Genomic DNA, 12,765 nt, shown 5'->3' on the forward strand with positions numbered 1-12,765 from the left:
CGATCCGTCCTGGTGGAGCGATGGCACAGGAGCGCCGCACCGCGCAACGCTCGCCGCGTCGCACGAAGGGCGGATCCTGCCGCTACACCCACCCGCCGAGCTCGGCAAGGGCCAGATCCTCGAGGAAGGCGATGTGGCCGTCGCCGTCATTGAGGCAGGGAATGTAGGTGAAGCGCTCGCCTCCGGCCTCGAGGAAGAGCCTGCGGTTCTCGCCCTGGATCTCCTCGAGCGTCTCGAGGCAGTCGGTGGCGAAGGCGGGCGAGATCACCGCCACCTTCCTGATGCCCTTGCCCGGCAGCGCCTTCATCGTCTCGTCGAGATAGGGCTGCAGCCACTCCTCGCTGCCGAAGCGCGACTGGAAGCAGACCATGATCCGCTCTGGCCCCCAGCCCAGCGCCTCGCGCACGAGCCGCGTCGTCTTCTGGCAGTGGCAATGGTAAGGGTCGCCCTGGAGCAGGAGGCGCTTCGGCATGCCGTGGTAGGAGAAGACGACGCGATCGGGCTGCCAGTCGAGCCCGGCGAGATGGCTCCGGATACTGTCGGCCAGAAGCCCGATATAGCGGGGATGGTCGTGATAGGGCCCCATCGTGCGCACGGCCGGCTGCCAGCGCATCTGCTTCAGGGCGTCGAACGCCTTGTCGTAGGCCGTGGCGGTGGTGGGTGCGGCGTATTGCGGGTAGAGCGCCATCAGCAGCAGCCGGTCGCAGCCCTGCGCTACCAGCCGGTCGAGCACGCTCTTGATGCTCGGATTGCCGTAGCGCATGGCCCAATCGACCACGAGCCTGGGATCGCGGGCGGCAAGCCTCGCCCCGAGCTTCTCCGCCTGGCTCCGGGTCACGGTCTTGAGCGGGCTCTCGTTCAGCTCCCTGTTCCAGATCGTCTCGTAGTCCCTGCCCTTGCTCTTCGGCCGCCTGCTCAGGATCACGAGCTGCAGGAGCGGCTGCCAGAGCCAGGACGGATAGTCGATCACCCGCTTGTCGGACAGGAACTCGCTCAGGTAGCGCCGCATCGACCAGTAGTCGGTGGCATCGGGCGTGCCGAGATTCATGAGCACGACCCCGATCCGCCGCTTCTGCACCCGCGGATGATCCGCCGGCAGCGGCCCCACATCGGCAGAGGCGGGCGCCCCGGCGCCCGCCGCTCCTTGCCCCCGCGTCATCATCCCCGCTGCGTCCATCGTCTCACCCGTGATCTCTCGTCCTGGCCGGGCAGATAGGCGGACCCGACGGCGCGGCAAGATGGCGAGGCGAAGCACGAAGGGTTAGAGCCTGCAGAGCTCGCGCACCCGATCGTGCAGCCGGCTGCAGACCGCGGGAGCCGCACCAATCTCGCTGAACATCGGCGGTCGGCTTCGCCACGCTGCTCAGCCGCGCCGACTGGCCCGGCGGTCATCGTGCCTTGCAACCTTTCCGGCCTTCCCGGTTCCTGGAAGGTGCGGCGATGGGCACGGCGCGGAACGCTTTGGCCGCGCATCGGGCACGCCGGAAGGAACGCGACATCGCGCGTATCGAGGCGCAGGTTCCGGCGAGCGATGCCGGGCCGATGGCTATCGGCACCTGCCATGCGCCGCGCTCATCCGCATCCTGCCCGCCGGCCGATTGCCGCCCGCCACCGCCGTCGCTAGAGTGCGCCGATCGTGAGCAGACGCTGGACAGCCGGCCGCAGCGGAAGGCCCGTTCCGGCGAGCGCGGCCCTAAAGGAGCAGCAGGATGACCCTGGCGCCCAACTCGCTGCAGGCGCGCGACATTGCCTACACCGTCCACCCCTACACCAACCTCCGCCAGCACGAGCAGCAGGGGCCGCTCGTCATCACCGGCGGCAAGGGGATCTACGTCACCGACGACGACGGCAAGGATTACATCGAGGGCTTGGCCGGCTTGTGGTGCACGTCGCTGGGCTTCAGCGAGAAGCGCCTGGTCGAGGCGGCGCGCCGGCAGATGGAGCGCATGCCCTACACCCATACCTTCGCCGGCCGCTCGTCCGAGCCCGTGATCGAGCTGGCCGAGAAGCTGATCGGTATCGCACCTGCCCCCATCAGGAAGGCCTACTTCGTCAATTCCGGCTCGGAAGCGATCGACACCGCGATCAAGCTGATCTGGTACTACCAGAACGCGCGCGGCCTGCCACAGAAGAAGAAGATCATCGCCCGCCAGCGCGCCTATCACGGCATCACGCTCGCCGGTGGCCATCTCACGGCCTCGCTCGCCTACACCTCGAGCGGCTTCGACCTGCCGATGATGGACCGCTTCCGGCACGTCACCGCCCCCTCCTATTACCGCTACGGCCTCGAGGGCGAGAGCGAGGCCCAGTTCGTGGACCGGCTCGCCGACGAGCTCGAGCAGCTCATCCTCGCCGAGGGCCCGGAGACGGTGGCGGCGTTCTTCGCCGAGCCCGTGCAGGGGGCGGGCGGCGTCATCGTCCCGCCCAAGGGCTATTTCGAGAAGGTCCAGGCGATCCTCAAGAAATACGACGTGCTGTTCGTCGCCGACGAGGTGATCTGTGGCTTCGGCCGCACCGGCAACTGGTGGGGCTGCAACACCTTCGATATCGCCCCCGACCTCGTCACCTGCGCCAAGCAGCTCAGCTCGGCCTATCTGCCGATCGCGGGCCTTCTGATGAGCGACGCCTTCTATCAGGTCCTGGCCGACCAGAGCGCCAATCTCGGCACGCTCGGCGTCGGCTACACCTATGGCGGCCATCCCGTCGCGGCCGCGGTGGCGCTGGAGACGCTCAAGATCTACGAGAGCGACCACACGATCGAGCACGTGCAGGCGGTGGCGCCCCGCTTCCTCGAGCGGCTGCGCCGGCTCGAGAGCCATCCTCTGGTCGGCGAGGCGCGCGGTGTCGGCCTGATCGGCGGCATCGAGATCGTCAAGGACAAGGCCACGAAGGAGCAGTTCGACCAGCAGCTCAAGGCCAACGCGCAGGTCGTGGCCAAGTGCCTCGCTCACGGCCTGATCTTAAGGCCGCTGCCGGGCGACACGATCGGGATCTGCCCGCCCTTGATCATCAGCGAGCAGGAGATCGATCTCCTGTTCGACCGGCTCGAGGCCGGGCTCGACGATGCGCTGGGCGTCATGCCCATGGCGGCCTGAGCGGATCGGCCGTCGGGTTCCGTGGCCGAGCCGCATCCCTGGCTGATGCCCCTGTCCCGCCGTGTGGCGGTGCTGGGGCTCGCCGTGGCCTGGCTCGCTTTCGAGGGCTGGTACGAGCCCGGCGGCTTATGGTTCTGGCTCGCCCTCGGCGTCGTCGCCTACGGCGTGTGGGACTTCTTCCTCTCTGGCACTTACCCGAGCCGGGGCTAACATCGCCCCTGGGGAGTGCTCGTGCTCCTTGGGGAGGTCACCATGACGCTGCAGACCGACGTCGCCGCCCATTACGGCCGCGACGAGCTTCTGGCCCGGCTCGACGCGGCGCTGCGCCAGCTCGGCAAGGACCCGACCCGGCTCACGATCGACGATCTGGCGCCGATCGACGAGTTCCACGCCCGCGGCCGTGAGGCGACGGTCGAGATCGCGGCGGCTCTGCCTGCCGGCATCACGGGCGAGGTGCTCGACATCGGCAGCGGCATCGGCGGCCCGGCGCGTTATCTCGCCGCCAGGTATGGGCTCGAGGTCGCGGGCATCGACCTGACGCCGCAATGTGTCGCCACAGCACGGGAGCTGACCCGGCGCTGTGGCCTCGAAGATCGCGTGCGCTTTCTCGAGGCCGACGCTACCCGGATGCCGTTCGCGAGCGGCAGTTTCGCTGCGGCCGTGACGGTGCACGCCGCCATGAACATCGCCGACAAGGAGGCGCTCTATGGCGAGACCGCGCGCGTGCTCGTGCCCGGCGCCGCGTTCGTGATCTACGACATCCTGCAGGGGCCGGGCGGCGAGGTCGCCTACCCGACCCCGTGGTCGATGGACGGCAGGACGAGCTTTCTCGTCGATCCGCCGGCCTTGTGCCGGCTGCTCGCGGATGCCGGCTTCGAGGTGCTCGAGATACGCGACCGGACGGCCGAGAGCATCGAATGGTTCGAGGCGATGGCGGCGCGGGCCGCGGCTGCGGGCGGCCCGCCGCCCGTGGGCCTCCACCTGCTGTTCGGGCCGGTCTTCGCCGAGATGCGCGACAATCTCCTACGCAACTTGCGCGAGGCCAGGATCGCCCCGACCCTGATCCGCGCCGTGCGACGCTGAGGGCGGCCTTCTTCAGCGCGTGCAGGCGACGATCGGCGGGTCCTCGCCGGTTCCGCGGAAGATCAGCTCGCTCCGGGTCAGCTTCAGCACGTCGCTCGTGCTGTCCTGCTGGCTGCGCATGAAGGTGTTGGCGACCGTGGCGGTGAGCCCGGCCAAGAACCCGCCGAAGGGATTGGCGCTGCCCTCGGCGGCTCTGGCCTCGAGCTTCATGTTCCGCATGACGAGCCGGTCGCCTTCGACCGACCAGTTGCCGCGCGAGATACCCTGCAGGGGTCCGTAGCGCGGGTCGTTCTCGGTCCGCACCTCGGCGACGACGGTGCCGTCCGCGCCGAAGGTGATGGTGCGGGACGCCTTCGGCAGCTCGGGATAGGGGTTGAGCTCGCGGCAGCGCCACGCGCCGACGAGCATGTCGCGCTGAACCTTTGTTACCTCGTCGGCGACGCTGACCGGCGGCCGCCTGGCCTCGCTGCCGCCACCGCCCATGGCGCATCCCGCGAGCAGCATCGCCGTCCCTGCGAAGCCGATCCGGCCCGGCCACCCCTGCATGGCGTCCCTCCCTCGGTTCGTGACCGGCCAGGGAACCAGCCGACGGCACCCCTGACAAGCGGAACCGTGAGGATCGAATAGGCCGGTACGGCTGCATCAGCGCAGGCAGCGCACGATCGCGGGGTCCTCCACCTCGGCCGGGCGGAGCACGAGCTCGTCCGGCGACAGGCGGAGCACGTCCACGGCCCCGTCGCGCTCGTGCCGTGGCCGGCTGTTCAGGAATTCCGCGCTCAGGGCGGCGATCTCGTCGAGCTTCGGGTCGCCACCGGCCGCGTGCGCCTCGGTCCGCACCTCGCGCGTGACGATCCGCCCGCCCTCGACCGCCCAGCGGCCGCGCGCGACGACGTCGATGGCACCGCCGGCTGGCGGCGGCCCCGCGACGCGCGAGCGGTCGGTGAAGCTGCCGTCCGCGTCGTAGGTCGAGGTGACGGTCTGCTCCGGCTGCCCGGGATAGGGGTTGAGATCCCGGCACTGCCAGGTGCCGACCACGAGCGCCGGATCGACCACGGCCAGCGGTGCCGGCATCTCGACCGGAGGGCGCCGCGGCCCGTCTCCTCCATCCGTGGTGCAGGCTGCCAGCAGCAGGAATCCCGAGAGCGCCAGCCTGCGCATGCAGCTCCCTCGCAGATCGAAGCGGCTCAGCTTTAGGCGGCGCGACCAACGCCGGCAAGCAGGCGGTCCGCTCGGCCAGCATCGGACCGCTGCGGTGCTCGCCCTGGCTCGCGATGCAGCCCCAGCGTATGCTGATGCGTTATCCGGCCGAGCGGAGTATCGGGCATGTGGTCGAGGCATATGGCGTTCCGGGGGCTCGCGCTTCTGGTGCTCGGGGTGGTGCTCCCGATCGTAGGCACTGCCGCAGCCGAGACGACGCCCGGCGGCCTCCCGGCGGGCGTGACGCCGACGCACTATGCCATCGCACTCGACGTCGACCCCGCCGCACCGACCTTTCGCGGCGCAACCCGTATCGACGTCACCGTCGCCGCACCGACGGACCGTGTCGTCCTCAATGCCAAGGAGCTGACGATCGGCAGGGCCGTCGTCGTCGGACGCGAGAGCGATCCGGCGCGGGTGGTCGTGGACGAGAAGGCAGAGACCGCGACACTGCTCTTCGACCGTCCCCTGCCCGCCGGCCGCTCGACGCTGGCCATCGATTACGACGGCAAGGTGAGCGAGTCCGCCGCCGGTCTGTTCGTGACGCCCTACCAGACGCCGCAAGGCACGGCGCGGATGCTGACGACGCAGTTCGAGGCCGCCGACGCGCGCCGCGTCTTTCCCGGCTGGGACGAGCCCGCGGTCAAGGCGACCTTCGATCTGACCGCGACGATCCCGGCCGGACTCGTCGCGGTCTCGAACATGCCGGTGGCGGCGACCACGCCCGCGGGGTCCGGCAAGCAGCGCGTGACCTTCGCCACCACGCCCAGAATGTCGACCTATCTCCTGTTCCTCGGCGTCGGCGATCTCGAATCGATCACCACCGACGTGGGAGGAACGCGGGTCGCCGTCGTCGCCAAGCGCGGCGATGCGGAGAAGGGCCGCTTCGCGCTTCAAGCGGCGGCCGGCCTCCTGCGCTACTACAATGACTATTTCGGCACCCCCTTCCCGCTGCCGAAGCTCGATCTCCTCGCCGTGCCGGGTGCCGGCGGCTTCAGCGCCATGGAGAACTGGGGGGCCATCCTCTACTTCGAGCCCGCCCTGCTCCTGGACCCCACCGCCTCTTCGGAAGCCGACCGGCAGCGCGTGTTCGTGGTGGTGGCACACGAGATGGCGCATCAATGGTTCGGCGATCTCGTGACCATGCGCTGGTGGGACGATCTCTGGCTGAACGAAGGCTTCGCCTCGTGGATGGAGAACAAGGCCACGGACCGGTTCCATCCCGAATGGAGCATCTGGCTCCAGGCCAAGAGCGCCCGCGACCGGGCCATGCGCTCGGACGCGCTGTGCACCACGCACGCCATCGTGCAGCCGATCGAGACGCCTGCCCAGGCCGACCAGGCCTTCGACGAGATCACCTACCAGAAGGGGCAGGCCGTCATCCGCATGCTCGAGGCCTATCTGGGGCCGGATACGTTCCGCGACGGCATCCGGCGCTACATGCGCGCCCACGCCTACGGCAACACGGTGACCGGCGATCTCTGGGAGCAGCTCGCCGCAGCCTCGGGAAAGAAGGTGGCGGACGTCGCCGCGTCCTTCACCCGGCAGCCGGGCGTTCCTCTCGTCGCCGCCGAACCGGGTGCCTGCAAGGGCAGCCGGCGTACCATCGAGCTGCGCCAGCAGCGCTTCGCGCTCGACGACCCGAACCCGCCGCCGCTCTCGTGGCAGGTGCCGGTTGGGCTGCGGACGGTGGGCACTCCAGCCGCCACGGCCGAGATCCTGCTCGACGGTGCTGCAACCGTGCCGCTCGGGTCGTGCGGCGAGGAGGCCGCCGTCACCGCCAACGCGGACGGGATCGGCTATTACCGTGTCGCCTATGCTCCCGCTCTGTTTGCAGCCCTTACCCGGCGGTTCGCCGATCTTTCCCCGGCCGACGCCCTGACCGTCCTCTCCGATAGCTGGGCCTTGAGCGAGGCGGGACGGGCACCGGTCGGAAACTATCTCACCCTCACCCGCAAGATCGCGGCCGATGCCGACTATGCCGTCTGGCGGCAGGTGTTCGACACGCTGTCCTATCTCGACGAGCTCTACGAGGGAGCGCCGGGCCGGGCGGCGTTCCAGGCCTATGCCCGCTCGGTGCTCGCCCCCGTCGCGGCCCGCCTGGGCTGGGACGCAAAACCCGGCGAGCCCGCCAACGATGCGATCCTGCGCCAGCAGATCCTGACGCTCCTGGGCCTCCTCGGCGAGCCGATGGTGGTGGCGGAGGTGCAGCGGCGTTTCGGCATGTTCCGGAACGACCCGGCGAGTCTGGAAGGGCCGACGCGGCTCGTGGTGCTGCGCGTCGCCGCGGCCCGTGCCGATGCCTCGGCCTACGATGCCCTGCATACGGCCGCTCGGCAGACGACCTCCTTCCTGCAGAAGCAGCAGATCTACGAGGCGCTCACCTATGCGCGCGACCCGGCGCTGGCCGGGCGCACCCTCGCCTTCAGCCTGAGCGACGAGCTGCCGACACAGCTTCGTCCGCTCCTGCTGCGCGGCGTCGCCGCGAACGGGCGCCATCCCGATCTCGCCTGGACGTTCATGGTCGAGCACTTCGACGCCGTGACGGCCAGCCTGGACTCGCTCGGGCGCTACCGGCTCCCGCCGTCGATCGCGGCGAACTTCGCCGATGCCGCGCGCGCGAGGGAGCTCGAGGAATTCGCCGCCGACCACATCCCGGAGGATGCCCGTGCCGACACGCACCGAGCCGCGGCCGTGATCGAGCTGCGCGCCAAGGTCCGCAGCGAGCGCCTGCCCGAGATCGACCGCTGGCTCGCCGAGGGGGGTGGTGCAGCGAACGTTCAATAGCGGCCATGTCCGCTCCGATCAGGCGGACGCAGCCGCGAGCCGCTCGCGCCCGTGCGGCGCCGTGAAGTCGAGCAGCGGGCCCATGGGCACGATGCCGGTCGGGTTGATCGTCTTGTGGCTGCCGTAATAGTGGCCCTTGATGTGCCGGAAGTTCACGGTCTCGGCGACACCCGGCCACTGGTAGAGCTCGCGCGTCCAGGCCCATAAATTCGGATAGTCGATGATCCGGCGCAGGTTGCACTTGAAGTGGCCGTGATAGACCGGATCGAACCGCACCATGGTCGTGAACAGCCGCCAGTCGGCTTCGGTGATGCGGTCCCCTGCGAGGTAGCGCTGCCGCGCGAGCCGCTCCTCGAGCCAGTCGAGCGTCTCGAACAGCTCGCTCACCGCCTCGTCGTAGGCTTCCTGACTGGTGGCGAAGCCTGCCCGGTAGACCCCGTTGTTGACGCTCGTGTAGACACGCTCGTTGACCGCGTCGATCTCGCCCCGGAGCCCTTCCGGGTAGTAGTCGCCGGGGGCGGCGCCCACGCCATCGAAGGCGGCGTTCAGCATACGGATGATCTCGGCCGATTCGTTGTTCACGATCGTCCGCCGTTCCTTGTCCCACAAGGTCGGCACCGTCACCCGGCCGGTATAGTCGGGCACGGCGCGTGTGTAGAGCTCGTGGAGGTAGCGGCTGCCGTAGAGCCCGTCGCCCGTGGCTCCGGGAGCGGGGTCGAACGTCCAGCCCTGCTCGCCCATGAGCCAGTGCACGACCGAGACGCCGATCATGCCCTCGAGCCGCTTCAGCTTGCGGAAGATCAGCGTGCGGTGCGCCCAGGGGCAGGCGAGCGAGACGTAGAGATGATAGCGTCCGGGCTCGGCCGGAAAGCCGCCTTCGCCCGAGGGTCCGGGCGCGCCGTCGGGTGTTATCCAGTTGCGGAACCGTGCCGCGGTGCGCACGAAGCGGCCGCCCGACCTGGCCGTGTCGTACCACTGGTCGTGCCACTTGCCGTCGATCAGGAGGCCCATGACACGCCTCAGCCCGGCGGCAGGTCGGCAAGCAGGATCTCGGTCGGCTCGAGCGCCTCGATCCGGATCGCGTCCTCGCCGCGCACGACCACACCGTCGCGCGCTGCCGCCTCCACACCATTGACACGGTAGCGGCCGGTCGCGGCCACGAGATAGGCCTGGCGACCGGGTGCGAGCCGGTGCGTGAGGCTCTGGCCGGCCGCGAGGGTGGCGCCCAGGACGGCCGCATCCTGGTCGATCGGCAGCGCCCCGTCGTGCCCGGCCATGCCCGAGGCCAGCGGCACCAGCGCGCCGGCCCGGTCGGCCTTCGGGAACGCCCGCTGCCCCCAACGCGGCTCGAGCCCGCGGGTGCGCGGCGTGATCCAGATCTGGAAGATCGTGGTGACTTCGCCCTCGCGGTTGTACTCGGCATGACGGATGCCGGTGCCGGCCGACATCACCTGCACGTCGCCGGCCTCGGTCCTGCCCTGGTTGCCGAGGCTGTCCAGATGCGTGATCGCACCCTTCCGGACATAGGTGACGATCTCCATGTCGCGGTGCGGGTGCGGGTCGAAGCCCGTGTGCGGTGCGATCTCGTCGTCGTTCCACACCCGCAAGGGGCCGACGCCCATCCGCGCTGGATCGTAATAGTGGCCGAAGCTGAAATGGTGGGTGGCGTTCAGCCAGTCGATGCGGAACTTGCCCAGGCCCGCGAAGGGCCGCACCTCGATGGTCATCCCATTCTCCGGATATGCGGGCGGCGCGCCGGCGCCGCCCCGGCTCCTCAGCCCTTGAGCTTCTTCGCGATCTCGGCGACGTGCCGACCCTGGAAGCGCGCCATGGCGAGCTCCTGCTCGGAAGGTTGCCGCTCGCCCTTGCCACCCGCGACCGTCGTGGCGCCGTACGGACTGCCACCCTTGATCTCGTCGAGGCCCATCTGCTCCTGGCAGCTATAAGGCAGGCCGACATAGACCATGCCCTGGTGCAGGAAGAGCGGGATGCCGGTGACGATCGTGGTCTCGTTGCCGCCGTGCTGGGTGGCCGAGCTCGAAAACATCGAGGCCACCTTGCCGATCAGGGAGCCCTTCATCCACAGGCTGCCGGTCTGATCCCAGAAGCTGCGCATCTGCGAGGTCATGCCGCCGTAGCGCGTGCCGGTGCCGACGATGATGGCGTCATAGTCGGGCAGCTCGTCCACGGTCGCGATGGGGGCGGGCTGGTCGAGCTTCATGCCGGCCTTCTTCGCCACCTCTTCCGGCACCAACTCCGGCACGCGCTTGACGACGGCCTCGACCCCGTCCACCTGGCGCGCCCCTTCGGCGACGGCGTAGGCCATCTGCTCGATATGGCCGTATGCGCTGTAATACAGCACCAGCACCTTGGTCATTACGGTCTCTCCTTCACCGTTGCGGCATGCACGGCAAGGTAAGGTGGAGCCGCGCGATCACCAGCCCGCTCGCGCGAAATGGATTGTTTCCTTCCCCGCGCCAATGGGCCGGACGCCACAGGGCGCGGGGAAGAGAAGACCGCGGGCCGCTCGAGGCGCAGGTCGAGGGTTGCCGTGTACGAGCCGACCTGCTCAAAGCCGAAGCCGGGATGGGCAGCAGGGAACATCATGACGACCTCGATCACGCCAGCCGCCGAGGCCGCCGTCTCCCCGGAGCCGGATCGCCGCACGCGCAGCCGGCAGGCGCTGGTGCTGGGTGCGTTGGGCATCGTCTTCGGCGATATCGGCACGAGCCCGCTCTACACGATCCGCGAGACCTTCCATGCCACCGGCGGCCTCGCCGCGGACGAGCGCTCCGTCCTCGCGGCGCTGTCCATGATCTTCTGGTCCCTGATCCTCATCGTCACCATCAAGTATATTCTGGTGATGCTGCACGCCGACAATCGCGGCGAAGGCGGCATCCTCGCCATCGGCTCTCTGGCGCTGCGCGGCACGCGGCGAACATCCCGGCTGCGCCGGATGACGCTGGCGCTCGCCATCTTCGGTCTCGCCCTGTTCTACGCCGACGGGCTGATCACGCCGGCGATCTCGGTGCTCTCGGCCGTGGAAGGCCTCGAGACCGCGACCCCCGAACTCGAGCCTTACGTCCTGCCGATCGCAGCCGTGGTGCTGGCCGGCCTGTTCCTGCTCCAGGGCTCGGGCACGGCCAGGATCGGCCGGCTGTTCGGCCCGGTCATGGTGGTCTGGTTCGCGGTCCTCGCCGTGCTCGGGGCGGCCCAGATCGCCGAGAACCCCGCGGTTCTGCGCGCGCTCGATCCGCGCCATGCGCTGGACCTGTTCGCGGTCGCCGGTCTTCGGGTTCTCGTCGCTCTGGGCGCCATCGTGCTCGCCGTCACCGGCGCCGAGGCGATCTATGCCGACATGGGCCATTTCGGCCGCACGACCATCCGCATCGCCTGGCTCGGCCTCGTGCTGCCCTCGCTCGTCCTCAACTATTTCGGCCAGGGCGCTCTGATCCTGCGCGAACCTGCGGCGCTGGCCGACCCTTTCTACCATCTGGTGCCGGCGGACCTGCTCTACCCTCTGATCGGGCTCGCCACCGTGGCCACGATCATCGCGAGCCAAGCCCTGATCTCGGGCCTGTTCTCGGTCACCCGGCAGGCGATCCAGCTCGGCTACCTGCCACGCCTCACCATCCGGCACACCTCGGCGACCGAACGGGGCCAGATCTATCTGCCTGCGGTGAACTGGCTCCTGGCGGCAGGCGTCCTCGCCATCGCGCTCACCTTCCGCAGCTCGAGCAACCTCGCCGGTGCCTACGGCATCACGGTGACCGGAACGATGGGCACCTCCACGATCCTGGCCGGCATCGTCGCGGTGCGTCTGTGGCGCTGGCGGCCCGCGACCGCGACCCTGGTGTTCGGCGGCCTGTTCCTGATCGAGCTCACCTACATCGCCGCCAATGTCCTCAAGATCGCCCACGGCGGCTGGCTGCCGCTCCTGATCGCCGCCGCCCTCTCCTACACGGTGGTGACCTGGCAGCGCGGGCGGCGGATCCTGAGCCAGCGGCTCTATGCCGATGCCATGCCCATCCAGAGCTTCATCGCCCACATCGACAAGAGCGCCGCACGCGTGCCCGACACCGCGGTCTACATGACCGGCAACGGCAGCGTCACGCCGGCAGCGCTCCTGCACAACCTGAAGCACAACAAGGTCCTGCACGAGCGCGTGCTGCTCATGACGGTGCGGACCGTGGACGAGCCCTTCGTCCCCGACAACCGGCGGCTCGAGGTCGACCGCCTGGGCAAGGGCTTCTTCCGGGTCACGGCCAGCTACGGCTTCATGGAGGAGCCCGACGTGCCGAAGGCGCTGACCCGCTGCCGCGAGCACGGGCTCGCCATCGATCTCGACTTCGTTTCGTTCTTCATCGGCCGCGAGACCCTGGTGCCCGCGAAGCGGCCGGAGCTGGGGCCCATCGCCGAGAAGATCTTCGTCTTCCTGTCCACGAGCGCCGTGAGCGCCACCGCCTATTTCCGCATCCCGCCCGACCGGGTCGTGGAGCTGGGCACGCAGATCGAGATCTGAGCACGATCGCGCGCGGGCTTGACACGAGACGGCCCGGTCTCCATCGAGGACCGATCGTACCGCTGCCAGCGGGACGCAGGG

At 69.3% G+C, this 12,765-nt stretch carries 11 protein-coding genes; 5 read left to right on the plus strand and 6 right to left on the minus strand.

What is annotated here, in order from left to right; all coding sequences use genetic code 11:
- Positions 1 to 82 precede the first annotated feature (82 nt).
- Positions 83 to 1,159: a ferrochelatase gene (gene hemH, locus U1T56_RS05565; protein WP_418158595.1), complete on the minus strand. Its 1,077-nt coding sequence runs from the start codon at positions 1,157 to 1,159 to the stop codon at positions 83 to 85.
- 550 nt (positions 1,160 to 1,709) lie between these two features.
- Here hemH and U1T56_RS05570 point away from each other — a divergent pair.
- The 3 genes from U1T56_RS05570 to U1T56_RS05580 are packed head-to-tail and all read left to right on the plus strand — an operon-like array spanning position 1,710 to position 4,178.
- Positions 1,710 to 3,095 (plus strand): aspartate aminotransferase family protein, encoded by a 1,386-nt coding sequence (locus U1T56_RS05570; protein WP_418158455.1) that lies wholly within the window; start codon positions 1,710 to 1,712, stop codon positions 3,093 to 3,095.
- 21 nt (positions 3,096 to 3,116) lie between these two features.
- Complete coding sequence (locus U1T56_RS05575; protein ID WP_418158456.1) at positions 3,117 to 3,305, plus strand: DUF3329 domain-containing protein; 189 nt, start codon at positions 3,117 to 3,119, stop codon at positions 3,303 to 3,305.
- Between the two features lie 42 nt (positions 3,306 to 3,347).
- Positions 3,348 to 4,178, plus strand: a complete 831-nt coding sequence (locus U1T56_RS05580; RefSeq protein ID WP_418158457.1) for a class I SAM-dependent methyltransferase — start codon at positions 3,348 to 3,350, stop codon at positions 4,176 to 4,178.
- Positions 4,179 to 4,190: 12 nt separating this feature from the next.
- Here U1T56_RS05580 and U1T56_RS05585 read toward each other — a convergent pair whose 3' ends face one another.
- Both U1T56_RS05585 and U1T56_RS05590 read right to left on the minus strand, forming a co-directional pair.
- Complete coding sequence (locus tag U1T56_RS05585) at positions 4,191 to 4,724, minus strand: hypothetical protein (RefSeq protein WP_418158458.1); 534 nt, start codon at positions 4,722 to 4,724, stop codon at positions 4,191 to 4,193.
- 96 nt (positions 4,725 to 4,820) lie between these two features.
- Positions 4,821 to 5,336, minus strand: a complete 516-nt coding sequence (locus U1T56_RS05590; protein ID WP_418158459.1) for a hypothetical protein — start codon at positions 5,334 to 5,336, stop codon at positions 4,821 to 4,823.
- Positions 5,337 to 5,501: 165 nt separating this feature from the next.
- Here U1T56_RS05590 and U1T56_RS05595 point away from each other — a divergent pair, with 165 nt between their 5' ends.
- The gene (locus U1T56_RS05595; RefSeq protein WP_418158460.1) at positions 5,502 to 8,162 is read left to right on the plus strand and encodes a M1 family metallopeptidase; all 2,661 of its coding nucleotides are present in this window, start codon (positions 5,502 to 5,504) and stop codon (positions 8,160 to 8,162) included.
- 18 nt (positions 8,163 to 8,180) lie between these two features.
- Here U1T56_RS05595 and U1T56_RS05600 read toward each other — a convergent pair whose 3' ends face one another.
- From U1T56_RS05600 to wrbA, 3 genes are read right to left on the minus strand one after another with little or no spacing between them, the layout of a single operon-like run.
- The gene (locus U1T56_RS05600; RefSeq protein ID WP_418158461.1) at positions 8,181 to 9,173 is read right to left on the minus strand and encodes a glutathione S-transferase family protein; all 993 of its coding nucleotides are present in this window, start codon (positions 9,171 to 9,173) and stop codon (positions 8,181 to 8,183) included.
- 8 nt (positions 9,174 to 9,181) lie between these two features.
- A complete protein-coding gene (locus tag U1T56_RS05605) occupies positions 9,182 to 9,889 on the minus strand; it encodes a pirin family protein (protein ID WP_418158462.1) in 708 nt (235 codons plus the stop codon).
- Between the two features lie 47 nt (positions 9,890 to 9,936).
- A complete protein-coding gene (wrbA, locus tag U1T56_RS05610) occupies positions 9,937 to 10,539 on the minus strand; it encodes an NAD(P)H:quinone oxidoreductase (RefSeq protein ID WP_418158463.1) in 603 nt (200 codons plus the stop codon).
- Positions 10,540 to 10,767: 228 nt separating this feature from the next.
- Between wrbA and U1T56_RS05615 the strand changes: the two genes are divergently transcribed.
- Positions 10,768 to 12,684 carry a potassium transporter Kup gene (locus tag U1T56_RS05615; RefSeq protein ID WP_418158464.1) on the plus strand — a complete coding sequence of 639 codons (1,917 nt, stop codon included), beginning with the start codon at positions 10,768 to 10,770 and terminating at the stop codon, positions 12,682 to 12,684.
- Positions 12,685 to 12,765 lie beyond the last annotated feature (81 nt).

Origin of the sequence: Benzoatithermus flavus (genome assembly GCF_037908215.1) — a bacterium.
Lineage (GTDB): Bacteria > Pseudomonadota > Alphaproteobacteria > Geminicoccales > Geminicoccaceae > Benzoatithermus > Benzoatithermus flavus.